The following is a 22,014-nucleotide window of genomic DNA, read 5'->3' on the forward strand; positions in this document are numbered from 1 at the left end:
AACCTGTTGTTGTGGTGATTTCAGATTCTAGGACGAAGGCCGTTCTTCGTTAAACGGGCGCTAGGGTGTCACCCTTACACCAACATTTTCGACGCGATCGATGAAGTCACCGTCGATCTCGAAGAAATGCTTCAATTTGCCTCTGTTTACCAGCACTTTGTACGCGAAGGTAAAAAAGTTGCCCTACTCATGGCAGGACTGCCCTACAAAGTATCGGCGTTGCTGCGTAACGATTCCGTCTCGTTCCTCAGGCGTTCCCAATATCATCAGTTAGGACGAATCACTGACGTTGAAATTGCAAACGCGTTTCGCAAAACCGTTGAGGCCGGAGGACGTTCAATCACACCAGAAGCGCTCGAGAATGCTGTGAAGGCCGTCGACGGATTCCCCTACATGATGCAGCTCGTCGGATATCGCACTTGGGATGTTTCGGAGAACTCGCCCCAAATCAGTGCATCCGATGTCCAGCAGGGTTCCCTACTCGCACGCATGGAGCTGCGTGATCGCATTCTCGAAACGACCTATCGAGAGCTTTCCGATAAAGACATTGAGTTTTTACTCGCGATGCTGCCCGATTCTGGCCCCAGCAGGGTCTCGGAGATAGCCAAACGCATGGGCGTCGCCAGCAACTACGCAAGCCAATACAAACGCCGCCTTCTCGAGGACGGCGTCATCGGGGAACGTGGGCGTGGTCTCGTTGGCTTTGACATCCCTGCATTCAGGGAGTTCCTGAGCGAGAAAGTCTCCTAGCACGCGGAGATTGTCCATAAGGACATCAACGCATGGCAATCAGTAATCCTCTTGGTAAGGGAAGTAGGCTTTCCGCCAACGCTGATTGCCATGCGTTCTTCTTGTCCTTAGGCGAGCTTGCGAGCGAGCTCTCGCACCTCTTTCAACTTGGGCGACGATGCCATGCTGTCGCGCTCGGTCATACCGCTGATGGCGACAATGCCCTGGTCCTCCCACTTGCAGTACGCACAGGTCGACTTGTACATAGCGATCGCCGCATCATAGACGCCCTCGCTGTGGCTATCGAGTAAAAGGGCCGTCTTGGTGAACGGGAAGCCCGTAGCACCGAAGGCGTATAGGCGATCGATGGCGGCCTTCTCCTGCGCAGTGATATCAAACCAGTAGATAGGCGAAGCGAAGACAACCATGTCGGCGTCTTTCAGCGACTCGATCACGTTGGCCATGTCATCCTTCTGCACGCAAGTGCCCTCGTGGGCGAAGCAATACTGACACCCCAGACAACCAGCGATTTTCTTACTGGCAACGCGGATGACCTCGACCGTATGGCCGGCCTCGCGCGCGGTCTCGGCAAACGCCTCGACCATGGTGTCGGTATTAGCGCCCTTGCGCGGGCTACCACTCAATACAACGATATTCATAAGAATCTCCCTTCTTCATGCCGCAGGCGCGCGGCACACATTTCGTTGTAACCAAAACAGATGGAGCTATTCAGTCGTCTGTAGATCGCATCTCTCGTTCGCGCTCTCTAGACACAATCTCATTGCCTGATAACTCCTCGACCGTCTTGATTCTCTCTCCGAGAATTGAACAGCAAATCGTTGCTCACAAAGTATCGACTGTGGGAAAATTAGCTTGAGCTTTCTCCCTGCTCGCGTAAGCGTTCGCGTGAAAGAGCCTAGCCGCATCGGCCAGGCGCAATATAGATCCGCGGAAACCGGCCTACGAACAAGGAGCGCCTTATGTATGGACAGCATGCACTACAAACCCAGAATGATCGAACCAGCTCGTTTATCCGCAGCGTCACGCGTCATGCGGGCGTTAGAGTAGTCGCCTTCGGAGCGATTATTCTTGTGTCAGGGCAACTTTTGCTACCCTGCGCAGCACTGGCGACAGAAATGCCCGAAACCGATGTCGCAGCACCCATTACCTGCAACGAAGCCAACGCAGAAGGCAGCCTCACAGCTACCACCGTTGTCGACCATAACTATGACCTGGAGCTCCCTCCTGCCTTCATGTTGGTCCAGAATGAGGCGTTTGTATACGATTTCCCCGACAAACCCGAGGACTTCATCTACGGGCTTAACGACACCGTCCTTCTCTTCAAGATCGACACCGATACCGAAGGCCTTATAAAAACCGAGAACCCCAAAGAGGCCAGCGTCTCTATTGCCCTGACCATGATCGACAATCACGTTAGAGCAACCGCTGCCTTTACAGGCGGCTACGCCGACGACCAAATCCCTTACAGACTGAACCTCACCAGCTCAACCCGCCTCGGCACACACGTTGACCGCGACTTCGACAGCGGGCAGGGGATTACGCACGAGACGCGGCACGATTACTACATCCGCTACGTCTTCGACAGCGACGTGCACTTGATTGCAACCGATACGAGCGGTTCCAAACCCGATCCAAGTGTTAAACCGAGCCCAGAGGTCAAACCCGAACCGGAAACCAAGCCCGAGCCCACACCGCAGCCCAAGGCAGAAAAGCCCGCGGCAAATCCCGTTTCCACTAAGGCAGTAGCGGCGGTTAAACCAGCCGGGACCGCCCTACCCGCGACGGGCGACAACGGTGCGATGGCTGTCGCCCTGAGTGTTGCCGGTGGCGCAGTTGCAGCAGTTGGTATTTCCGCAACAAGGCGTCGCAACCGCTAGCTAAAACAAATACGCCATTCACACAGGCAAACAACCAAGGTCCAACGAAAACAGTCCAGTCATCCGACTGTACCGCACTCCAGTAGTTCGCAGAGGATATCAAGGAGGTGGCCCAGGCTTCCCTTGTCGCCCTCGAGCTGTGCGACAGACAGATCAGGTTTGGGAAGTAGAACGGCCCTTGCGCAAAGCGTGAATCGGGCAAGTCTGACGTTTATTCCCAGGGCCAAGCAGGGCCGGAGGTTTTATTGGCGGCTCTTACGGGTGTCGTGAGTTTTGGCGAGGACGTAGGCATCGGGGTCGTCTTTGAACCAGGGGCAACGGCGCTCGCCGGAGACCATGTGGCAGTGGGGGCAGCCGCCCATGCACATGGGCAGAATGTGGTGCGCGGATGATTGGGCATCCGCAGGCTGAGTGAAGCCATAACAACACTTCGCGCATCGAGCAGTTTGAGCCGGCGTGCGCATGTCGGCGCCATACCGGGAAGGAAGGGCCTTCTTGTGGGGCGGACGGCCCCATTGCAGTCTCCTTCCGCTCTAATCCTGCGGGAACGACAGCAGCCGTAGGAGTACCGCTACCGTACTCGTAGCGGTTCTCCGCCCCCTAAGCAGCGTGTCCGCTACGAAACGACCGTCTTGTAATAAGCGCCGAAGTCTGCGAGCGAGTCCATGATGGGCATCATCTGGCGGCCGAGCTCGGTAAGGCCATATTCAACGCGGGGAGGATTCTCGCCATAGTCATGGCGAAAGACCAGCCCATCATCCTCCATCTGCCGCAGGCTGTCGGTAAGCACTTTCTGAGAGATCCCCTCAAGGTTGCGGCGCAACTCGTTGAAACGCCAAGGGCGTACGCGCAAGTTACGGATAATGAGCAACTTCCACTTGCCGCCAATGAGCGCTACCGCCGTTGCGACCGGACACTCCGGAAGCTCCTCTTTCGCCATCACGGGAGACCCGACCTCCTTGATCATACCGGTTTCACAAAAAGGTATGCAGTTACAAATATGTGCGTACTCGTATTTGTATGCGCCTTCGCGTTGAATATAGCTCACGCAGGAGATGCCTGCAAGGTACATCAACCTCAAAGAGAGGAGCCATTATGGCCAATTATGCAAAGACCCACATCGGCGACGAGAACCGCGTCGAGCTGCACGAGGTGCTCGGACTTACCGGAGCAGAGGTGAGCGTCAACAACCTTCCCGCCGGCGCTGGCATTCCGTTCGTCCATGCACACAAGGAAAACGAGGAGATCTATGGCGTGCTCGAGGGCGCGGGCTCGGTCACGATCAACGGTGAGGAAATCGAGCTTGCAGCCGGCGACTGGCTGCGCATCTCCCCCGCTGCACACCGTCAGTTCCGCGCCGCATCCGACTCGGGCATCACATACGTCTGCATCCAGGTCAAGCAGGGATCCCTTAATGCCTTCAAGGCCGACGACGCTATCATGTTCTAATTCGCGATCGGTGTGCAAGAGGCCGATACGGCCCGCATGCCCCCTTCGGAATAGGCGCTGAGCAGCTCCTGAGCGTGGGCAAACTCGGGCCCTCGCCTCCAACCAAGCAGGCGGTTGACTGCGAGATTTCCCTGGACGTTGTGGACGAAGAGCAGATAGGCGTCCTCGCGCGAAAGCCCGGTCTCCTCCATGATCGAGGGAACCATCTGCTCAGCGCCGCGCTCGACGACGCGCTGTGCCACCCGGGCGTACGCATCGTCATCCGAGTAGAGCAGATAATAGTCATCGTTTGCCGGCGGGCGCTGGCAGAGGGCCCCCGCCTCCGTTCCCTCGAGTGGGGGCGCCGCCGCCAGGGCCTCGTCAATAAGCGCGTCGAGCAGCGCGAACTTGTCCTCGTAGTGCAAATAGAACGTGCCGCGGTTGATATCGGCGCAGCGGCAGATATTCGCCACCGTCATCTTCGCGAAGCCGACCTCGGCCAGCAGCGCAAAGAACGCCTCCCGTATGACCGAGAGCGTATAGCGTCGGCGACGATCGATCTTTCCCGATTCCATGGCCCCTCCAATTGCAGCGCTCGACAATGCCCAGCAATCGTTCGTTTATCGACAGCGCATCGAAGCTGTTCATTGCTCTCGCACAAATCAACATGGATACTTTTTATCAACACCTGTTCATAATAGCTGAAAGAAGGTATCCAGTGACTCCATACGAGCAGCTCGTTGTCGAGCTCACCAACCAATCGTTTTCCCTTCAGGCCGCCTACCGCACCGGCGGCACGCCCTATGAGCTGAGCGCCCGCGAGCCCGAGCCCTACGACCAGCAAATCGAAACGTTCGCCCGCATGATCGAGGAAGCCGATTGCGTGCTGGTGGGCGGGGCCTCCGGGCTCTCCGCGGCGGGCGGCGGCGACTTCTACTACGAGGACAACGCGACCTATCGCAGGCATTTCGGCAAATTCGCCGAGCGCTACGGTTTCAGGGGCGCTTTCGAGGGGTCGTTCTACCGCTGGCCCACTGCCGAGGCGCGCTGGGGATACCTCGCCACCTTCCTCAATACCACGCTCAACGCCCCGCTGCGCAAGCCCTACAAGGACCTCGACGCCATTCTTACCGAAAAAGACTTCTTCGTTCTCACCACCAACCAGGACACGCAGTTCATGAAAATCTACCCCTGGGAGAAGGTGGCCGAGATCCAAGGCGACCACCGCTTCTTCCAGTGCTCCCACTGTTGCACCGACGAGGTGTGGGACGCGGTCGAGCCGGTCTCCCGCATGGCAGAGGCCATGGGAGACGGCCTTGAGGTTCCGACAGAGCTCGTGCCGCGCTGCCCGCACTGCGGGGCAGAGGCGTTCCCCTGGGTTCGCGGCTACGGCAACTTCCTGCAGGGCGCGCTCTACGAGGAGCAGTACCACAAGGTGTCCGACTGGCTCGACGCGCACGCGCGGCAGAAGATTCTCTTCTTTGAGCTGGGCGTGGGCCGCATGACACCCGCGTTTATCCAGGAGCCGTTCTGGGCCCTCACGGCGCAGTTGCCGCAGGCTAGTTACATCGCCGTGAACAACAAGACGCAGTTTCTCCCCCGCGCGATCGAGGATCGAGGGCTCGCCGTTCGCGCCGACATCGCCAACGTGCTCGCCGACGTGCGCAAGACGCTGGGGAGGTAGCGCATGGAAACGGTAAAAGCGGTTCGTATCGGCCAGGTACTTGTCGAGGCTGATCTTGTCATCATCGGCGCCAGCAACGGGCTCGACATGGCGGAGGGGCTCAACCTCTTCCGCGCCGACGCTCATTTCCGAGAGACGTACGGGGACCTCGCTCAGGCCGACGGCATCGGCTGCATACTGCAGGGGCTCGCCTCTCCGGATGCAAACGTGCGACGCCGATGGGTCGAGCGGTTCCATCAAAAGGAGTATGTTGAGTATGAGCCCAGCCCGCTCATGAACGGGCTGTGGCATCTTACGGAGCACGCCGACACCTTCGTGATCACATGCAATATTGATGGGCACTTCGCACGTGCAGGGTTCAACGAGAACCGCGTACTCGAGACGGAGGGAAGCACGCGCACGTCAATCGACGAGCGGCGTCTCGCCCATCCAGATGCCCTCGCCATGGCACAGCTCGAAGAGCTCGAGCGCCTCGTGTGCACCCATCTCAATGGCAGGGTCGCCATCCTCGAACTTGGCGTGGGACCGCGCAACGGCGTCATAAAGCGCATGCTCGCCCAGATCGCGAGCGCCTGCGAGCACGTCACCTACATCGTGTTCAACTACAACCAGGCCCTGGCGCCCGATGCATCGTGCGAGACGATTCTCGTTGACGGCGATATGGCCCCGGCTTTCGAGGAGATCGCCCGATGCCGTCTCTAGAAAGAAAAGCAATGAGGCTTCGAGGCCTTATCGCCGATGCCGACGCCATCATTGTCGGCATCGGCTCGGGCATGTCGAGCGCCGCCGGGTTCAACCATTACAACCATGCGGGTATGACGCGTGCCGGAATGGCGGACTGGCAGCAAGCCTTTGGCTTCAAGAGTCTTTTTGACGGCTTTTACCACCTCTACCCCAGCCTCGAGCAGCAATGGGCCTACTACGCGCGATACATCGACTTCATGCTACGCGAGCCGGCCTCGCAGCCCTATCTCGACCTGCGATCGCTCATCAGCCATAAGGACTACTTCATCCTGAGCACCAATGTGGACACCCAGGTCGAAAAGACGTTTCCCACCGAGAGGACCTGCAACTATCAGGGAAGCTTCGCGCACCTTCAGTGCAAGCAGCCATGCTGCGACGAGCTCTTCGACGCGAGTCCCTACGTCGAGCGTATGCTCGTGGGCATGACGGGGTTCGAGATCCGCAACGAGGATGTCCCCCGATGCCCGCACTGCGGCTGGCAGCTTGTGCCGTGGGTGCGCGATGACACATTTCTGCAGGGCGCGGCCTGGCGCGAGAGCATCGAGCGTTACGAGAACTTCGTGCGCGAGCGCCGCGACAGCAGGTTGCTTTTCCTTGAACTCGGCGTAGGCGAGATGACCCCCGGTATCATCACGCTCCCGTTCTGGAGCATGACCGCAAAGCTGCCGGATGCGCACCTGCTGAGCATAAACATCTCGGGCGACTCGGCTCCACTGCAACTTGGAAGCAAGGCAGAGGCGATTCAAGCCGATTTGCGCACGCTGCTCGCGGCGACGCGGGCAGGCGACGAGTAGCGCGGCAGGGCCTTTGCGCGTTCGTCAGTCCGGCCATCATACCCATAGAAACGGTGGCTTTGATACAGGCGCCAAAGTTTAAGCCTCCTCGTTGGTCGCTTTAAGGTATTCCTTGTCGTCCACAGGCTCCAACCACTCGTTGGAGGTCTCCTCGCCCGGAACCTCCAGCGCGAGATGGGAGAACCAGCTGTCGGGCGCCGCACCGTGCCAGTGCTTTACGCCCGCGGGAATATTTACTACATCGCCAGGGCGCAGCTCCTGTGCCGGTTTGCCCCATTCCTGGTAAAACCCTCGACCGGCCACGCAGACGAGGATCTGTCCGCCACCGCTTTTGGCGTGATGTGTGTGCCAGTTGTTGCGGCAGCCGGGCTCGAACGTCACGTTGTAGACGCCGACCTGCTCGGTGGAAAGGGGCGCGAGGTAGCTTTGCCCGATAAAGTACTTCGCAAATGCGTCGTTGGGGGCGCCGATAGGAAAGGCCATCTCGTTTTGGTGCTCAGCTCTTGCGTCGGCGGCGTCGCCATCCGCCCAAACCTCCTTCGCCATGCGAAAGGCCGCCCACGCCTTGGGCCATCCCGCGTAAAACGCCGCATGCGTAAGGATCTCCGCTATCTCCATCCTGGTCACGCCGTTGTTCTTCGCGGACATCAGATGATATTGGAACGAAGAGTCCGTCAGTCCCTGCGACATCAGGGCCACCACTGTCACGATGCTACGGTCCCGCAGGGAGAGCTCGCCCTCCCGGCTCCACACCTCGCCGAACAGCACATCGTCGTTGAGCTGTGCGAACTTGGGGGCGAACTCCCCCAGGGCATCTCTGCCTGCCGTCTGCTTAATTGCCATGATCGATTTCCTCCTATCGATGGTTCTGGACACGAATCCGTCTCCACGCGGCTAAGTAGCCCGCCTAGATTTCCATGCCCATTCGTTGCGCCTGCTCCAGAGCGGGATGCCCGGCGATATCGCCCACACCGTTCACGCCGCCGGCGCAAACCGTTTTGCCCATAACGAACACCCCTTGCGCTACCGATTTGTATTGACGAGAATGAAGGTAATACCTAAACCTGACTTTAGGTTAAGGAATGAAGTCGAGATTTATTCGGAGGAGCCATGTACACAATCGGACAGGTGGCGGAGATGTTCGGTCTGCCCGCCTCAACGCTGCGGTACTACGACAAGCAGGGATTGTTCCCGGGGCTGGAGCGGACGTCCGGCATTCGCCGATTCGGCGATACGGAACTCGAAGCGCTTCGGGTCATCGAATGCCTGAAGAAGGCGGGAATGGAGATCAAGGACATCCGTCTGTTCATGGAATGGTGCGCAGAGGGGCCATCGACCTACGCCAAGCGCAAGGCCATGTTCGAGGAGCGGAAGGTCCACATGGAGTCGGAGATCGCGAAGATGAACCGTGCCCTGGACATGTTGAAGTTCAAATGCTGGTACTACGAGCAGGCGATTCAAGATGGCAGCGAGGATAGGCTGGAGGCGCTGATTCCCGACAATTTGCCGGAAGAAATCAAAGATACCTACGATAACGCCCACGCTCAATAATGCCGCCCGATCTCAAGGGAATTCGGTGAGGAGTCCTCTTCGGTTAGTGATGTACTTCTTTCCCTTGATGTCGTAGCGCTTCGCCTCATAGAAGACGAAAGCGTCGCGGAGGTACGAGATATAGCGCCCGACGGTGACGTGGTTGATGGGAACCCTGTTGGCGTCGAGGACGTTGGCGATGTTGTTGGGCGAGTTGAGGTTGCCGGAGTTGTCCATCATGTACTCGGCCAGCCTCTCCAACACGGTGGAGTCGGTACGTATTGCGGTCTACCCAAGCCATAATCCACTCCTTCTCGGTTTCGAAACTCGATTATTTCTAAAGTTTCGAAACCGAGAAGGCAATGTGCACAAGGATGCATCGAGGAGCGAATCCCAGTAGCGCCATGCCAGCAGCGATGCCGGGCGCATTCGCACGTGCTACAATCCAACCACCAGAGATGAAAACACAGTCCCCGTCGGGTAGTCGTGGGCGTGCGGGAGTCCGCATCAGTAACCTGCCTCCTTGGTTGTCCCTTCTCTGCATGGTCATCTACATAAAGGAGGAACCAGCCATGCAGATCAGCGTGTCGTCCACCCTGACCGTATATCACGACGGCCAATTCTGGGTCGGGCTGGCGGAGCATGTCGAGGACGGCAGGTACGGCGTCGCCCGCATCGTCTTCGGCGCAGAACCGTCCGATGAGGAAATCCTGCGATTCGTTGCAAGCGAATGGGAGAAGCTCTCGTTCTTCGGCGACAAGGCCACTGAAACAAGCAAGCCCGCGAAGAACCCCAAGCGGCGCGCTCGCGAGGCAGCGAAAGCCCTTAAACGGCCCGCGGTGAGCACCAAGGCACAACAGGCGCTCGCGGCACAGCGGGAAGCGATGAAGCGGGAGTCGGCTCAAGCAAGAAGTCAGCGTCGCGCGGATGAGGCGGAGACGCGCTTCGAGCAGCGAAAGTTGAAGCGCAAGCAGAAGCATCGCGGGCATTGATCGCCATTCGCAGCAAGGCAAACCATATACAGCAGCGGCGTCAGTTCCACTTGAAGCCGACGCCGCGTAGACGCTGATGGTGACGGCTATGCACGGGCACGGGCGCGCCACCGCACTTCACAGCTTGTTTCTCAAGTATTTGGGACGCACACGCGGCGTTCAAAAATGCGGACCGACTCCGCATGGCTCGTGACTGAGCCGAGGTGCCCTACTTCTCGCCCTCCAGCAGCCCCACGATGCGGTCGATGTCGACGGCAAAGCGAGGCCTTCCCTCGCGCTCGTAGCGGTCGAGGTACGCCTGGCACTCGGAGACAATGCGCTTGGTGTTGCCATCGATGATGCGCTGGAGCGTCTCGTAGTAGGCCGAGCCCTCGGTCCTGAAGCGGCGCTGGTAGGCCTTGGTTATGGGGAACATCTTGATGTAGTGGATGCCGTGGCGGCAGCCGGGGCGCGTCGTGGGGCGGGGTGGCAACGCAAAGTACTGGTCTTTGGGCACGTTAGGGGCGATGTTGGAACGCAGCGGCACGGCGAAGTCCCTGCGCTTCCCGCGGAAACGCAGCCTCACCACCACGATGCAGGGACGATTGTGCTTAAGCATGAGCTCGCGGTCGCCATCGACGAGGTCGAAGAAGTCCTGGGAGATGGATACGATCTTCATCGGTTGCGCCCCCTTCATACGAAGCGGGGCCCGCATCGCTGCAGGCCCCTACAGGTGGGCGATATTCTACGCCTTGCGGCACCCCGTCGCCCACGGAGGTTAAACGTACACGTAAGCCGTACTCTGAAAGCCGCGGCTTCCGGCAAGTAGTTTATACCACGAAAGGTCGCTTTCGATGCGCCTAGCTCGCAAAATAACACTCGCTGGGCCGTCACCCCTGATCTTCTCGACCGTCTCCTCCGGGTACTTATTGCGTGCCACGGGCACCTCCGTCCTTGTTATCGCGATAAACATACCATGAGTGGCATACGGGTCGAGAAGGGCTGGCGCCAAAAGAGCCCAACGGCCGTTACGGCTTCGTTAGAAACGCGCCCCACCATGGATGGTGAACCCGAAAGGTAAGGCGCGCGGGCACGGCGACTCGGCCCGTGCGCCCGGAAGAGAAAGGACGAACCCATGGGTTACATGCTCGAGACGCGCGGGCTCACCAAGCGCTTCGGCTGCGGCGACCAGGCGCAGGACGCCGTGGCCGACGTGAGTCTTCATATCCGCGAGGGCGAGGTGTACGGACTGCTCGGCCCCAACGGCGCCGGCAAGTCGACAACGCTCAAGATGATCTGCGGGATGCTGCGGCCGACGGCCGGGGAGATCCTCTTTTCCGAGCACGCCTGGCGCCGCGAGGACCTCTACGCAATCGGCAGCCTCATCGAGGAGGCACCGCTCTACCCCAACCTCACCGCGCGCGAGAACCACACTACGGGCTCGGCCTCCACGCCGCCTCCGAGGCCGCGAGCGCCCACGGGGGCTCCGTCTCGCTCGCCAACAGCCCCTCGGGCGGCGCGGTGGCCACCATCGCGGTCCCCCTGTGAGGGCCTGACGACTCAGGCCCTTGATTCGCGATTTCGGGAATGACTCAATTGATTCGCAAAACCTCAGGCCGCTCCTTTAATCACTCCCTGGTTTCCGCCGGGGTTCGTAGCGGGTGGCGTGAAAAGGGGTGATTCAAAGGGTCGGAGAGATGCGTCTTAGCCGAGAATAAGGTTAGCCTTATCTTACTGCATGATTCGTGTGTTATAGTTAGATGTCTCTAACTATTTGGGGGCGATAGCAATGCGCGAATGCAAGGGCTTCTGGGACAAGAATGCCGGTCGGTACGACCGTTTCATGCGAAAGGACCGGGCGGCGTATGAAAAGATGTATGAGCTGATCAGGCCGGTGGTAAAAGCAAAAACCGTACTGGAGGTTGCCACCGGCACGGGGCTTATCGCAAAGAGCATCGTAAATGCGGCGGCGCACATCGAGGCTACGGACGCTTCTGCAAAGATGATCCTTGAAGCAAAGCGGGACAATCAATCCGCAAAGCTGCACTTTTCCGTACAAGATATGTTCCGCCTGCCCTATGCACAGAAGTCCTTTGATGTGGTGATCGCGTCCAACGCGCTTCACATAGTGCCGCATCCGGAAAAGGCCCTGCAAGAAATCAGGCGGGTGCTGAAGGACGACGGCGTGCTCATCGCGCCAACCTTCACCCACGCGGGGAGCTCAGTTTCCGGCAAGGCAAAAGCCTATTTCATGAGTATGGCGGGATTCCCCCTCCACAGCAGGTGGACAAGCGAGGAATACCTACGTTTCCTGCGTCAAAACGGCTGGGCAGTGCAGAAAAGCGCGGTGCTGAAGGCCTCGTTCCCGTTGACCTATGCGGAATGCACGAAATCGGAGGGGCCAGATGTCGTTCTTTGAAAACACCCGCAAGCCCGTGGGCCTCGGCGGAAAACTTATGGTTGCCATGATGAATCTGGGGCACAGCCCTGTGGCGCGGTGGGGACTTCGATTTCTACGACTTGCGCCAAATGCCAAGGTGCTGGATTGCGGCTGCGGCGGCGGGGCGAACATAAAACGGCTGCTGAAAAAATGCCCGCATGGCGTCGTCAAGGGCATCGACTATTCGCCCGTCAGCGTGGAGAAGACTAGAAAGCTCAACCGAACCGCAATTCAGGAGGGGCGTTGCGCCGTTCTGCAAGGCAGTGTGGCGGATATGGCATTTGAGGATAGCTGCTTCGATGCAGTCACGGCCTTTGAGACCGTCTACTTTTGGCCTGATTTGCCCCGATGCTTCCGTGAGGTCTGGCGGACGCTGAAGCCAGGCGGGACAATTCTTATCTGCAACGAGAGCAATGGCGATACGGACAAGGACGAGAGGTGGACGCAGATCATCGGCGGCATGACCATCTACAAGGACATTGAATTAAAAGCTTGTCTGGAGCAGGCGGGTTTTCACGAGGTGCAGATACACAAAAAGAAAAAGTGGCTCTGCGTCACAGCGCGGAAGTAAGGGCATCAAGCACGGGTGTTTTTGCATCCATCCTGCACATGGCGATAGGCATGACGGTCATAGCGGCTGTGCTGGCGGCAATTATGACAGTTCTTATTCACTGAGGAAGAAACCTATGAAATGTAAAATTGAGAAAAACACCGTGCAGGAGACGCTGATCCTCCCGCTGTATTCCCGAAAGCTGTGTACGGAGCTGTACCCGAACCTTTACAGGGATGAAACAGCGGTTCGTCTGCTCGACCAGATCGACTACGACTTTTCAGAGGCAGAGAAAAACTCCCGCAGCCTGATGCAGCGTTTTGGTGCGCTGGAGGTGGCCATGCGGCAGGGTGATCTTGCTTTCGAGGTGCGGGATTACCTGAAAGGCCACCCCAATGCGGCGGTGGTCAATCTGGGCTGCGGGCTGGACAACACCGGCAGAACCTGCGACAACGGTAGATGCAAGATCTACAATCTGGACTTCCCGGATGTGATTGCCTTGCGGCAGCAGCTACTGCCCGCCGGGAATCGAGAACAAAATATCCCCTGTGACCTGAAAGACACCGCATGGTTTAGCAAAATCGATGCCTCCGGCGGGGTGGTGTTCTTTGCCTCCGGGGTGTTCTATTACTTTCTGACCCAGCAGGTCCGGGAACTGGTGCGGGAGATGGCGGACGCTTTCCCCGGCGGTGTGCTGGTCTTTGATGCTGCCAATCGGACGGCAGTAAAGATGATCGCAAAAACATGGCTTAAGACTGCAAAAATCAAGGATGTTGGGGCATATTTTGCGGTTTCGGATGCCGCCAAGGAAATCGGCGCGTGGGACAGCCGTCTGCAGGTCACAAGTCGCGGCTATATGCTGGGTTATAACGATTTGAGAGACCCTTCTGTCAGCGGCTTTTTCCGGTTTCTCGCAAGGGTCGGTGACAACGGGATGAAAATGCAAATCGTGAAAATAAGATTTTGAGAGGCAAAAATGCAAAAGACGAGCACTTCTTGCCGCTCAATTGGCAAGAAGCGCTCGTCTTTTCTTAACGCGTCGTATGGCGGAGAGAGCGCAAGTTACGCGAGCGCCCTTCTTGCCAGCTCGGCCGCGCCAAGGATTCCTTGGTCGCCGCCGCAGCCCGGAGCGCAGATGTAGCTCTCTATGTCCTTAAGCTCGGCGGTCTGGATGTAGCCACCCAGATATTCGAGGGTCTTCTTGCGGACGATGCCGTAGAGCTGCTCCTGGTGCATCACGCCGCCGCCGAGGACGATACGGCGAGGCGAGTACATGAGCACGAGGTTCGCGCACATCTGCCCCAGATAATCCCCCTCGAGCGCCCACACCTCAGCGTTGTCCGCGAGCTCGGCCGCGGGCTTTCCCCAGCGCGCGGCGATGGCGGGGCCGGAGGCGAGGCCCTCGAGACAGCTCGCGTGGCTCGGGCAGACGCAGCGTCCCTCCTCGGTGGGACGGGTCCTTACCAGCATGTGGCCGGCCTCGGGGTGCAGCATGCCGTGAAGGAGCCTGCCCGCGCACATGACGCCCGCGCCCACGCCGGTGCCGATGGTCACGTAGACGGCGTCCTCGAGCCCCTTGCAGCAGCCGAAGACCACTTCGCCGAGGCAGGCAACGTTCACGTCCGTGTCGTAGGTCACCGGAATCCCGAGGGCGTCGGCGAACGCGGCGCGAAGACCATAGCCTCGCCACGCGAGCTTGGGCGTCTGGAGGATGGAACCGTAGCGCTCATCGTTGGGGTCGACGCAGGTCGGGCCGAAGGCGCCGATGCCCAACGCGTTCACATCGCGGGCGGTGAACCACTCGACCATTTGTGGGACGGTCTCGGCGGGCGTAAGCGTCGGGGTCTCCATACGGTCGAGAACCTCGCCGTCGCCGGACACCACGGCACAGACCATCTTGGTCCCGCCGGCCTCGAGGGCGCCGAGCCTCATTTGCTTTTCGCTCATGTGATCCTCCTTACAAAGGGACGCCCGCAGTCATGGTCAACCGCGGGCGCCCATAACGTTGGCTTGTTTCGAGGCGACCCTACCTGGGCACGCGGTCCTGCCTTGCGGCAAACGGGGCGAGCACGGCGTGCGGCTCGCTTTGGTACCAGTAGGCGACGGTGGAGATGTCGTCCTCGCGCTCGTAGAGCTTGATGTCGTCGTTGCCGAGGTCCTGGAACGTCACGCGCAGGTCCTCCTTGAACGAGATCGGGTCGGGAAGGTGCCACCTGTAGAGGCCGTGCCTGGGCAGCGCGTCGTCGTTGGTCGCGAGCATCGGGTTCGGGTTCGGCTTGCCCGCGCTGAAGCGGTCGCGCGTGGCGTCGCGCGTCGAGCGGTACGGGTAGCCGGCGAACAGCGTGTTGAAGCACTGCGCCTCGGGCAGCGCGTGGGGCGGCCTGTCGAGGAAGGCCCAGGCACCGCCGAAGTAGTCCTCGGCTCCCGTCGAGGTGACCGTGGGGAACTCCTCGTCGCCGTCGAGGAAGAACTTCATCTCGCCCTCGCCCCACCAATAGCGCTCCAGGGCGCACAGGGCCATGTAGGTGCCGACGTAGTAGCCCTTACCGCGCACGCCGTCGAGCACGGTGTAGTCGACGCCCCTGCGGGTGCTGCGCTCGCGGTTAAAACGGGCGTGGAAGTACATGGCGTCGTCTGGCACGTCGGTGAGCGCGTAGTTGAACGTGTAGAAGATGTACTTAATGAACCCGGGGTGCTCGCTCGTAAGCGTGACCTTGGCGTGCTTCCTGAAAGGCATCTCGAAGTAGCAGTTCATGCCGCCCGTCGGGTTCACGCAGATGGGCATCGAGTTGACGATGGCGCGCTCACCGAAGCCGTTGCAGAAGAAGTCGCCGACAGGGCACTCGACCGAGGGGGTCTCCTCGTCGTCCCAGTAGAAGCGCAGCACGAGGTCGCGCATGACGAAGCTGCCGGCGGCGGTCTTGTCGGGGACGGTCATCCAGATGTGGCGGATGATGCCGGGGCCCTCGATGTCCGCGAGCGTGATGGTCTCGCCGGACTCAAGGGGCACGCAGCACGAGCCCTTGCGGCCGACGCCGAGGTGGCTGGCCGACATGGCGGCACGGCCCTTCTCGCCCGTGATGTTCTCGGGGGTGATGGCGCGGCTTTCCTCACCGCCGTGCATCCACACGTCCTTAAGGAACTCTCTCATCGTCGACCTCCTCTATTCGTCGTCTTCGCACTCGGCGGAACTGGCACCGTTCACGTAGACGATCTGCTGGCGCGCCTCGTCGACGAGGGCGTCGAAGTCGAGTTTCTCGTCGGGGCGCGCGAGCGCGACCGTCATGGCGAGCGGGAGGTTGACACCCGCGATCACGTGGATCCGGTCGGAGGCGAAGCGGGAGAAGCGCTGGTTCACGCTGCCGCCGAGCGCGTCGGTGAGGACGACGACCTCGTCAGTGCCCGAAAGAGCCGCCTCGACCGCCGCGTCGAGCCCCTCGCCGTTGTCGTTCACGTAGGCGCACACGGCGTTGACGGCGTCGCTCTTACCCGTAAGGAACTCGAGGGTGTCCTTGAAGCCCTGGGCGAGAAGGGAATGGCTCGCCACAACTATCTTTCTCATTGATTCACCAATCTCTTGGGTCGAAGCTAGGCGAGGATGCCAGCGGCGGAGGCGACCATCGCGAGGACGATCACCACGAGGATGAGGACCGTCATGCTCGCGTTCTTCTTGGTAAGAAGGTAATACGCGCTTCCCGTGATGGCGGCGGGGATCATGGCAGGCAGGATCTTGTCGAGCAGCGGCTGAATCTCCATCGAGACGTCGCCGAAGCTGAAGCTAATCGGGCAGGTGACGCCGATGACCGAGGCGATGAGGCAGCCGACCACGGTGAGGCCGAGCACGGAGGCGGCGGCAGTGAGGTTGGGAAGCTTCTCGCTGAAGTCGGTGACGAGCTTCACGCCCTGCTTGTAGCCGAACTCGAGGGCGTGCATGCGGACCCAGAAGATGGCCAGGATGAGCGCGAACCAGATGCCGGCTCCCACGGGGTTGCCCTCGATGGCCATGTAGGCGGCGATGGAGCCCATGATGGTCGGGATCATGGTCATGAGCAGGGAGTCGCCGACGCCGGCGAGCGGTCCCATGGTGCCGATCTTCAGGTCTTGGACGGCGTCCGCCGCCGCTAGGCCGTCGCGTTCCTCCATGGCCACGCAGGCGCCAAGGATGATGGCGGCGAGCCAAGGCTGGGTATTGTAGTAGCGGAAGTGGTTGTTGAGCGCTTGCTTATAGTCCTCGTCGTTCGTGTAGATCTTCCTCAGGACCGGCGAGAGGGCGTAGGCGACTGAGGCGCCCTGCTGGGTCTGGTAGTTGAAGGTGCACACGCTCATGAGCCAGCGCCAGTTCGCGTTGCGCAGATCCTTCTTGGTGACCTTGTAGCCGGAGGGCTTGCCCTCGGCGACGGCGGTGATGTTCTCGTTTTCCATGGTTACTCATCCTCTCCGATGAAGGCGTCTGCGGAAGCGTGGGCGGCGAGCTCGGTGTCCCTCTCGGCACGCTGGTAGAACGCGATCGCGAGGGCAACGCCGACGATGGCGGCGCCGATGATGGGCACGTTCAGGAAGGCCGAGAGGAAGAAGCCGACGAGCAGGTACTGGAAGTACTTGCCGGTGGGCATGTAGCGGAGCAGCATGGCGATACCGATGGCCGGGAGCATCTTGCCGGCGAGGGTGAGGCCGGAGAGGAACCACTGAGGCATGACCTCGAGGAGCCAGTTGACGGCGGGCTGGCCGAGCGTCACGGAGACAAAGACGGGCAGGGCGGCGCACAGGCCGAAGAGCGCGGGGCAGACCCACAGGATGGCGTTCATCTGATTGAACTTACCCTCGTTGCAGAACTTCTGGGACTTCTCGACGACGAAGCCGTTGAGGATCTTGACGATGACGTCGAGCTGGATGCCGAGCATGCCGACCGGCAGGCCGATGGCGAGGCCCGTGTCCGCGCCCAGGGTCACGCCGTAGGCGGTGGCGATGATGGCCATCGTGCCGTAGTCGGGAATCGACGAGCCGCCGAAGCCCGCGACGCCGAGCTGCATGAGCTGGATGGTGCCGCCGATGACGAGGCCGGTCTGCCAGTCGCCCATGACGACGCCGGTGATAAGGCCCCAGAAGACGGCATAGTTGACGAAGATCATCGGGATGCCGTAGTAGTCCACGTGCTTGATGAAGGCCAGCAGGGTCAAAAGGACGACCTGCAGGATAGTGAAGTTGACCATGATCCCTCCTTAGATGAGGTCGGCGACGGAGACGGGCTTGTCGGCGGGCACGAACTGTGCCGTCACCTTGACGCCGCGGGCGATGAGCGCCTTGTAGCTCTGGACGTTCTCGGCGGAGGCATAGGCGCGCTGGGTGAGCTGGACGCCGCCCTCCTTGACGAGCGAGCCGCCGACGATCAGCGACGGGAGCTCGATGCCCGACTCGACCAGGTGAAGGATCGTCTCGGGCTCCTTGGCGATGACAAAGACCTTCTCGCGGTCGTACTTGCCCGCCGCGAAGTTCTTGAGCGCGGTCTGCTCGGAGATGATCGAGACGGCCATGCCCGCGGGGCGCGCCATCCTCATAGTGGACTTCAGGACCTCGTCGCCGGCGACCTTGTCGTCGATGACCATGACTCGGGTCGCGCCCGACACCGGGGCCCACTGCGTCACGATGATGCCGTGAAGCAGGCGATTGTCGATTCGTGCCATAACAACACTCATGTTTGCTCCTATCAAATGAAGTTTTACGTTCGGTACTGCCTCGGCGCTATCCGGATTCGCGCCGGGCAAGGGGTTATCGGATTATTGAGGACGCGCAGTCAGCTTGCGGCGGCGCGGGGAAGGTCACTCGTCGAGCAGGAGGTCCGAGGAGCCGAGGCGCTCTTCTCGCGCCGGGGCGGCGCTCACGCTTATGTAGTCGAAGACATATGCGATCTCGCTTACGGGAACCTCTACGCGATAGCGCGTCGAGATGCTCGAGAAGCTCTGCCTGAAGGACTCGATGAAATCGGCACGCTCCTCCTCGAAGCGGTCCTGGCCAACGTAGGTCTCAATGGGGTTTCTGGTAACAAGGCGCTCGACGAGACAGCAGAGGTGGACGTAGAGCCCAATGATGGCGTTGCTGCCGATCTTCTCGCCTGTCCTGCGCTGAAGCTCGTGCACGGCGCTCTCGATCTCGTGGAATAGCCGCTCCGGGTCGAGGATGGTGATGGAGCGGATGACGTTCTGCAGCGTCATGTTCGAGAGCAGCTTCTCGTGGAAAGAAGAGAGCTCGGAAGCGTCAAGCCACCTGCCGAACACGGCATCAACCTTAGAGGCGGACGCCGTCGACATGATGTCCTCGAGGGCGACGAAGGGGACGGAGGCGACCCCGGGGTCTCCCGTGCCGATGACGGCGCAGACGCGGTGCTCGGAGAAAACGGCGTCATTCGACCCGTTCGCGACGAGCTGCTTGAAGGGCCTCGTGAGCAGGCGCGCGCCTATGGTGCGCGGGAGGCTCTGCGAGACGAGCTGGCGTATCCTCTCCGCGGCGTCGACCCCGGACTCGGAGCAGAAGACGATGGCGTCCTCACGGTTGACGCGCTCGATCACCTTGCAGTGCGTCACGCACGCGGCGGTCGCATCGCCAAGAACCTCGGCGATGGACTTGCCGCCGAGCAGCCCGACCCCGATCTCGAGCGCAAGACCGGTAGAGACGTTGTTCACCACGCCGATAGTGGAGTCGGTAACGTTCTCGAGGGCCTTATAGGCCTCCTCCAAGGAGCCCATGTCGACGAGGAACACGACCCCGGTGCAGTAGGAATGGCGGTCGACGAGGCGCTGGAGCGGACCGACGATGTCCTTCAGCTGCTGGTCGTAGGGCATGTCGACAGCCTCGTACACATGCATGCCGAGCATACGGTTCGCCGCGTCGGCGATGCTCGTCGCCGTTGAGTAGCCGTGGGACAAGATGACGCAGAGCGTCCGAAGGGCCTTCGCATCGCGAGACTCCGATGCGACGCACAGCGTCAGAAGCGTCTTCGTGAAGTGATCGAGCGAGATTCCCAGCGCCCCTTCCACGTCTGCGGCGACCTGATCGGAGACGCTCGAGGCAAACGGTAATTCGGAGGTCACGGCACCGAGGAGATGGGAGATTTGCTCCGCACAGGCAGACTTTCGCTTAGCCAGGCCGATGCCCGGCCACAACTGCAGGCAAATCTCCTGGGCCAGTAGAAAAGCGACCTTCCTCGAAAGCTCGATGCCATAAGAAGAGCCTGCGTCGGCAAGGACCGCGCCCACGATGCGCTCGAAGGCGCGCGACCTCGAGGAGGTAACGCCGCGGCCGAAGATCAAGTGATCCTCAACGCCGCGCACAGCGGAGACAGCTTGCGAGACGAGCTCGGAGACAGAGAGCTCCCCGGCGCAGAATCGCTCATCGAGAGAGCACAGGGCATCGAGCGCCTGCTCGACCGGCCCTGTGCTCTCGGCGGCATCCAGGGACGCGTCGATCAGAACGCCATCATCGGGCTGTTGATCGATCTGCGCGGAGGAGAGGAGCCCGCTGGGAAGAAGATACGGGCGAACGACGACGTAGTCGCCCTCGCGATTGAGGAACGCTTTGGCGCAGCAGTTCGTCACGCAGGCGCGCAAGCCGGCGATGTTATCGGAAAAGTCCGCGTTCACGAGACAACGGTATGCGCCGCGGCTAATCTTCACATCAGAACCGATTCGGCACCCCTCGCTGCGCAGGAAGCTCAAGATGAGATCCTCGCGCTCCTCGGGGGTCCGCTCCTTGAGTGAGGGGACGCGGGCACAGATGGGCATTTTGCTGTAGGCCGAGGAAACCTTCAGGTCATCGGCGGAAAGCGTCGTCGAAAGAACGAGGCGAGCGCGCGGCGCATCCTGGGAGGCATCGAGCCCGAGGGCCGTCGCAAGGCAGTGCTCCATCGCAGAGGGAGAGAGTGCCTCGATGCCGTTGACAAAAACCACACCCCCGCGCGATTTCGCGATCGACTCGTCAAGAAGCCCGTTGAACGAGGCGGCGTCCGGGACCCCGGCGCAGTCGATGCGCACATAGGAGGAGTCGCGGGGCAGCAAGCCCTGGTTCTTACCGTACTCGTACACAAGACGAGAAAGGAAAGACTTGCCGACACCCACGCCGCCGCTCAAGAGGATGGGCAGGCCGAACGGAGGGTACTGAACCGCAGCCTTGCACTGCTCGACAACGGAGCTGAGGCTCAGGTCAAAGCCCACGGCACGCGCGAAGTCACGGTGATCGGCGATTCCCGTCGCCTGGATGAGGTCGGCGAGCGAGGCGTACTCGCTTGCAGAGAGCTTTACCTGAAAACGCTTCTGGAACGCGCGGCGATGAAAATAACGGACAGGCCTGCCCGCCACCTTAACCACAAGGCCGGCGCGAACAAGGTCGTTGAGGTACTGGCTCGCCAGACTCCTGGAGATGATGAGCGTCTCGGCGATGTCGGAGGTGGACAGACGGGCAAGGTCGTCGAGCGAGACGGCAGAGGTGAGGGCCTCGAGATGCTCGAGAATCCTGTCCCTCATGTCGACGGGCTTCTTTGCCAAGCTGTCCTGTGCGGTCTTGTCCATGACTTCTTACCTCCTTGTACAAGGAGTATAAGGGGAACACAGAGAACGGAAGGGGGCGCGTGGGGGAATCAACAGCCCCGAGGAGAAGTTCACCACTTGAGGGGCAGAAAACAACGGCCATTGAACATTCAGGGCCGACGCTCAACACTTCGGCTCGACACTTCGCTTTGGAAAGGGCCCTGCACGATGGTGCAGCCCTCCATCTCGCAGCACAGGTCGCCGAAGGTCGCGAGGATGCGCTCCTTCTGTTCCGCGGGCGAGACGACTCGGTGGGCAAGGTCCTCTCAAAAGGGGTCGTCCGACGCCGCAAGACCTCGATGACCGACTACCGCCTCGAGCAAGTGGCGGATTACCTCTGTACTATCGAACTTGCCTTGGTCAAGTACGAGGCCAAGGAGGACGGTGAGACGTACAACAAGTTCTTCGGAGGTATAGGCTCTTTCAAAAGGAACTGGTTCAAGCAAGCCCGCAGCAAGCGGATATAGGTGGCCTCGCGGTTTCGCAAGGAACGGCCAGCTCTCCTCTGGCGAGGAACACCGGGCGACGTGCCTCGAGCAGCGGAAGCTGAAGCGCAAGCAGAAGCAGCGCGGGCAATGATCGGTGCGGATATGGGCCCAGACGTGAACAGTGCTACGTCCCCTGTTCACGGGGCGCGAAACCGCAAAGGTTGCACAGAGGTTGCAAAATA

General features: G+C 60.3%; 26 protein-coding genes. 13 read left to right on the plus strand and 13 right to left on the minus strand.

Translation table 11 applies throughout. The features are described from left to right. The first annotated feature begins 189 nt into the window (after window positions 1-189). Complete coding sequence (locus ARB25_RS07225; protein WP_216595129.1) at window positions 190-750, plus strand: DUF8462 domain-containing protein; 561 nt, start codon at window positions 190-192, stop codon at window positions 748-750. Window positions 751-857: 107 nt separating this feature from the next. Here ARB25_RS07225 and ARB25_RS07230 read toward each other — a convergent pair whose 3' ends face one another. Beyond that, window positions 858-1,388, minus strand: coding sequence for a flavodoxin family protein (locus ARB25_RS07230; protein WP_055286981.1), 531 nt, complete (start codon window positions 1,386-1,388; stop codon window positions 858-860). Between the two features lie 321 nt (window positions 1,389-1,709). Between ARB25_RS07230 and ARB25_RS07235 the strand changes: the two genes are divergently transcribed. Next, the gene (locus ARB25_RS07235) at window positions 1,710-2,627 is read left to right on the plus strand and encodes a hypothetical protein (protein WP_055286982.1); all 918 of its coding nucleotides are present in this window, start codon (window positions 1,710-1,712) and stop codon (window positions 2,625-2,627) included. A gap of 616 nt (window positions 2,628-3,243) precedes the next feature. On the opposite strand, the gene ARB25_RS07240 is transcribed toward ARB25_RS07235, so the two are convergent. After that, complete coding sequence (locus tag ARB25_RS07240; protein WP_216595130.1) at window positions 3,244-3,594, minus strand: winged helix-turn-helix transcriptional regulator; 351 nt, start codon at window positions 3,592-3,594, stop codon at window positions 3,244-3,246. Between the two features lie 128 nt (window positions 3,595-3,722). Between ARB25_RS07240 and ARB25_RS07245 the strand changes: the two genes are divergently transcribed. Next, on the plus strand, window positions 3,723-4,076 hold the full coding sequence (locus tag ARB25_RS07245; protein ID WP_055286986.1) for a cupin domain-containing protein: 354 nt from the start codon (window positions 3,723-3,725) through the stop codon (window positions 4,074-4,076). On the opposite strand, the gene ARB25_RS07250 is transcribed toward ARB25_RS07245, so the two are convergent. Next, window positions 4,073-4,630, minus strand: a complete 558-nt coding sequence (locus ARB25_RS07250) for a TetR/AcrR family transcriptional regulator (protein WP_055286988.1) — start codon at window positions 4,628-4,630, stop codon at window positions 4,073-4,075. The genes ARB25_RS07245 and ARB25_RS07250 overlap by 4 nt on opposite strands. A 143-nt stretch (window positions 4,631-4,773) precedes the next feature. On the opposite strand from ARB25_RS07250, the gene ARB25_RS07255 reads away from it, so the two are divergent. The 3 genes from ARB25_RS07255 to ARB25_RS07265 are packed head-to-tail and all read left to right on the plus strand — an operon-like array spanning window position 4,774 to window position 7,277. Then, entirely contained in the window at window positions 4,774-5,739 is a 966-nt protein-coding gene (locus ARB25_RS07255) for an SIR2 family NAD-dependent protein deacylase (RefSeq protein WP_172676342.1), read from the plus strand. 3 nt (window positions 5,740-5,742) lie between these two features. Continuing rightward, on the plus strand, window positions 5,743-6,441 hold the full coding sequence (locus ARB25_RS07260; RefSeq protein ID WP_055286990.1) for a hypothetical protein: 699 nt from the start codon (window positions 5,743-5,745) through the stop codon (window positions 6,439-6,441). An 11-nt stretch (window positions 6,442-6,452) separates the two neighbouring features. Next, window positions 6,453-7,277, plus strand: a complete 825-nt coding sequence (locus ARB25_RS07265; protein WP_055286992.1) for an SIR2 family NAD-dependent protein deacylase — start codon at window positions 6,453-6,455, stop codon at window positions 7,275-7,277. A 78-nt stretch (window positions 7,278-7,355) separates the two neighbouring features. Here ARB25_RS07265 and ARB25_RS07270 read toward each other — a convergent pair whose 3' ends face one another. Further along, complete coding sequence (locus tag ARB25_RS07270; protein ID WP_055286994.1) at window positions 7,356-8,120, minus strand: carboxymuconolactone decarboxylase family protein; 765 nt, start codon at window positions 8,118-8,120, stop codon at window positions 7,356-7,358. A 267-nt stretch (window positions 8,121-8,387) separates the two neighbouring features. Here ARB25_RS07270 and ARB25_RS07275 point away from each other — a divergent pair, with 267 nt between their 5' ends. Beyond that, window positions 8,388-8,828, plus strand: a complete 441-nt coding sequence (locus ARB25_RS07275) for a MerR family transcriptional regulator (RefSeq protein ID WP_055286996.1) — start codon at window positions 8,388-8,390, stop codon at window positions 8,826-8,828. 12 nt (window positions 8,829-8,840) lie between these two features. Here ARB25_RS07275 and ARB25_RS07280 read toward each other — a convergent pair whose 3' ends face one another. Continuing rightward, window positions 8,841-9,071 (minus strand): DUF8612 domain-containing protein, encoded by a 231-nt coding sequence (locus ARB25_RS07280; protein ID WP_216595131.1) that lies wholly within the window; start codon window positions 9,069-9,071, stop codon window positions 8,841-8,843. A 308-nt stretch (window positions 9,072-9,379) separates the two neighbouring features. Between ARB25_RS07280 and ARB25_RS07285 the strand changes: the two genes are divergently transcribed. Further along, on the plus strand, window positions 9,380-9,799 hold the full coding sequence (locus tag ARB25_RS07285) for a YjdF family protein (protein WP_055287000.1): 420 nt from the start codon (window positions 9,380-9,382) through the stop codon (window positions 9,797-9,799). A 208-nt stretch (window positions 9,800-10,007) separates the two neighbouring features. Here ARB25_RS07285 and ARB25_RS07290 read toward each other — a convergent pair whose 3' ends face one another. After that, window positions 10,008-10,457, minus strand: coding sequence for a hypothetical protein (locus tag ARB25_RS07290; RefSeq protein ID WP_055287002.1), 450 nt, complete (start codon window positions 10,455-10,457; stop codon window positions 10,008-10,010). A gap of 456 nt (window positions 10,458-10,913) precedes the next feature. Between ARB25_RS07290 and ARB25_RS10345 the strand changes: the two genes are divergently transcribed. The 4 genes from ARB25_RS10345 (at window position 10,914) to ARB25_RS07310 (ending at window position 13,735) form a co-directional block, all read left to right on the plus strand. Continuing rightward, window positions 10,914-11,369: an ATP-binding cassette domain-containing protein gene (locus ARB25_RS10345; RefSeq protein ID WP_301280526.1), complete on the plus strand. Its 456-nt coding sequence runs from the start codon at window positions 10,914-10,916 to the stop codon at window positions 11,367-11,369. Between the two features lie 198 nt (window positions 11,370-11,567). Further along, window positions 11,568-12,197 (plus strand): class I SAM-dependent methyltransferase, encoded by a 630-nt coding sequence (locus tag ARB25_RS07300; protein WP_055287005.1) that lies wholly within the window; start codon window positions 11,568-11,570, stop codon window positions 12,195-12,197. Beyond that, complete coding sequence (locus tag ARB25_RS07305; protein WP_055287006.1) at window positions 12,184-12,789, plus strand: class I SAM-dependent methyltransferase; 606 nt, start codon at window positions 12,184-12,186, stop codon at window positions 12,787-12,789. The genes ARB25_RS07300 and ARB25_RS07305 overlap by 14 nt, the downstream gene beginning before the upstream one ends. Before the next feature lie 115 nt (window positions 12,790-12,904). Then, on the plus strand, window positions 12,905-13,735 hold the full coding sequence (locus tag ARB25_RS07310) for a class I SAM-dependent methyltransferase (protein ID WP_055287008.1): 831 nt from the start codon (window positions 12,905-12,907) through the stop codon (window positions 13,733-13,735). Between the two features lie 95 nt (window positions 13,736-13,830). Here the strand turns inward: ARB25_RS07310 and ARB25_RS07315 are convergent, their stop codons facing one another. The 7 genes from ARB25_RS07315 to ARB25_RS07345 form a co-directional block, all read right to left on the minus strand. Beyond that, window positions 13,831-14,715, minus strand: a complete 885-nt coding sequence (locus ARB25_RS07315) for an ROK family protein (RefSeq protein WP_216595133.1) — start codon at window positions 14,713-14,715, stop codon at window positions 13,831-13,833. A 79-nt stretch (window positions 14,716-14,794) separates the two neighbouring features. Beyond that, complete coding sequence (locus ARB25_RS07320) at window positions 14,795-15,919, minus strand: glycoside hydrolase family 172 protein (protein ID WP_172676343.1); 1,125 nt, start codon at window positions 15,917-15,919, stop codon at window positions 14,795-14,797. A 12-nt stretch (window positions 15,920-15,931) separates the two neighbouring features. Further along, window positions 15,932-16,330, minus strand: a complete 399-nt coding sequence (locus tag ARB25_RS07325) for a PTS sugar transporter subunit IIA (protein WP_055287011.1) — start codon at window positions 16,328-16,330, stop codon at window positions 15,932-15,934. A gap of 26 nt (window positions 16,331-16,356) precedes the next feature. Further along, window positions 16,357-17,190 carry a PTS system mannose/fructose/sorbose family transporter subunit IID gene (locus ARB25_RS07330; RefSeq protein WP_055287013.1) on the minus strand — a complete coding sequence of 278 codons (834 nt, stop codon included), beginning with the start codon at window positions 17,188-17,190 and terminating at the stop codon, window positions 16,357-16,359. A 2-nt stretch (window positions 17,191-17,192) separates the two neighbouring features. Further along, window positions 17,193-17,978 carry a PTS mannose/fructose/sorbose/N-acetylgalactosamine transporter subunit IIC gene (locus tag ARB25_RS07335; protein ID WP_055287014.1) on the minus strand — a complete coding sequence of 262 codons (786 nt, stop codon included), beginning with the start codon at window positions 17,976-17,978 and terminating at the stop codon, window positions 17,193-17,195. Between the two features lie 9 nt (window positions 17,979-17,987). Beyond that, window positions 17,988-18,461 (minus strand): PTS sugar transporter subunit IIB, encoded by a 474-nt coding sequence (locus ARB25_RS07340; RefSeq protein ID WP_055287016.1) that lies wholly within the window; start codon window positions 18,459-18,461, stop codon window positions 17,988-17,990. Window positions 18,462-18,584: 123 nt separating this feature from the next. Beyond that, complete coding sequence (locus ARB25_RS07345; protein WP_055287017.1) at window positions 18,585-21,326, minus strand: PRD domain-containing protein; 2,742 nt, start codon at window positions 21,324-21,326, stop codon at window positions 18,585-18,587. Between the two features lie 14 nt (window positions 21,327-21,340). Between ARB25_RS07345 and ARB25_RS07350 the strand changes: the two genes are divergently transcribed. After that, window positions 21,341-21,811: a hypothetical protein gene (locus tag ARB25_RS07350; RefSeq protein ID WP_156327708.1), complete on the plus strand. Its 471-nt coding sequence runs from the start codon at window positions 21,341-21,343 to the stop codon at window positions 21,809-21,811. Window positions 21,812-22,014 lie beyond the last annotated feature (203 nt).

Origin of the sequence: Collinsella aerofaciens, from assembly GCF_001405375.1 — a bacterium.
Taxonomy (GTDB): domain Bacteria; phylum Actinomycetota; class Coriobacteriia; order Coriobacteriales; family Coriobacteriaceae; genus Collinsella; species Collinsella aerofaciens_F.

What these genes read in the sequence shown, in the direction of transcription:
- ARB25_RS07225 (WP_216595129.1), top strand. Translation starts at nt 190, where the DNA reads ATGGCAGGACTGCCCTACAAAGTATCGGCGTTGCTGCGTAACGATTCC.
- ARB25_RS07230 (WP_055286981.1), bottom strand. Translation starts at nt 1,388, where the DNA reads ATGAATATCGTTGTATTGAGTGGTAGCCCGCGCAAGGGCGCTAATACC.
- ARB25_RS07235 (WP_055286982.1), top strand. Translation starts at nt 1,710, where the DNA reads ATGTATGGACAGCATGCACTACAAACCCAGAATGATCGAACCAGCTCG.
- ARB25_RS07240 (WP_216595130.1), bottom strand. Translation starts at nt 3,594, where the DNA reads ATGATCAAGGAGGTCGGGTCTCCCGTGATGGCGAAAGAGGAGCTTCCG.
- ARB25_RS07245 (WP_055286986.1), top strand. Translation starts at nt 3,723, where the DNA reads ATGGCCAATTATGCAAAGACCCACATCGGCGACGAGAACCGCGTCGAG.
- ARB25_RS07250 (WP_055286988.1), bottom strand. Translation starts at nt 4,630, where the DNA reads ATGGAATCGGGAAAGATCGATCGTCGCCGACGCTATACGCTCTCGGTC.
- ARB25_RS07260 (WP_055286990.1), top strand. Translation starts at nt 5,743, where the DNA reads ATGGAAACGGTAAAAGCGGTTCGTATCGGCCAGGTACTTGTCGAGGCT.
- ARB25_RS07265 (WP_055286992.1), top strand. Translation starts at nt 6,453, where the DNA reads ATGAGGCTTCGAGGCCTTATCGCCGATGCCGACGCCATCATTGTCGGC.
- ARB25_RS07270 (WP_055286994.1), bottom strand. Translation starts at nt 8,120, where the DNA reads ATGGCAATTAAGCAGACGGCAGGCAGAGATGCCCTGGGGGAGTTCGCC.
- ARB25_RS07275 (WP_055286996.1), top strand. Translation starts at nt 8,388, where the DNA reads ATGTACACAATCGGACAGGTGGCGGAGATGTTCGGTCTGCCCGCCTCA.
- ARB25_RS07285 (WP_055287000.1), top strand. Translation starts at nt 9,380, where the DNA reads ATGCAGATCAGCGTGTCGTCCACCCTGACCGTATATCACGACGGCCAA.
- ARB25_RS07290 (WP_055287002.1), bottom strand. Translation starts at nt 10,457, where the DNA reads ATGAAGATCGTATCCATCTCCCAGGACTTCTTCGACCTCGTCGATGGC.
- ARB25_RS10345 (WP_301280526.1), top strand. Translation starts at nt 10,914, where the DNA reads ATGGGTTACATGCTCGAGACGCGCGGGCTCACCAAGCGCTTCGGCTGC.
- ARB25_RS07300 (WP_055287005.1), top strand. Translation starts at nt 11,568, where the DNA reads ATGCGCGAATGCAAGGGCTTCTGGGACAAGAATGCCGGTCGGTACGAC.
- ARB25_RS07305 (WP_055287006.1), top strand. Translation starts at nt 12,184, where the DNA reads ATGTCGTTCTTTGAAAACACCCGCAAGCCCGTGGGCCTCGGCGGAAAA.
- ARB25_RS07310 (WP_055287008.1), top strand. Translation starts at nt 12,905, where the DNA reads ATGAAATGTAAAATTGAGAAAAACACCGTGCAGGAGACGCTGATCCTC.
- ARB25_RS07315 (WP_216595133.1), bottom strand. Translation starts at nt 14,715, where the DNA reads ATGAGCGAAAAGCAAATGAGGCTCGGCGCCCTCGAGGCCGGCGGGACC.
- ARB25_RS07320 (WP_172676343.1), bottom strand. Translation starts at nt 15,919, where the DNA reads ATGAGAGAGTTCCTTAAGGACGTGTGGATGCACGGCGGTGAGGAAAGC.
- ARB25_RS07325 (WP_055287011.1), bottom strand. Translation starts at nt 16,330, where the DNA reads ATGAGAAAGATAGTTGTGGCGAGCCATTCCCTTCTCGCCCAGGGCTTC.
- ARB25_RS07330 (WP_055287013.1), bottom strand. Translation starts at nt 17,190, where the DNA reads ATGGAAAACGAGAACATCACCGCCGTCGCCGAGGGCAAGCCCTCCGGC.
- ARB25_RS07335 (WP_055287014.1), bottom strand. Translation starts at nt 17,978, where the DNA reads ATGGTCAACTTCACTATCCTGCAGGTCGTCCTTTTGACCCTGCTGGCC.
- ARB25_RS07340 (WP_055287016.1), bottom strand. Translation starts at nt 18,461, where the DNA reads ATGAGTGTTGTTATGGCACGAATCGACAATCGCCTGCTTCACGGCATC.
- ARB25_RS07345 (WP_055287017.1), bottom strand. Translation starts at nt 21,326, where the DNA reads ATGGACAAGACCGCACAGGACAGCTTGGCAAAGAAGCCCGTCGACATG.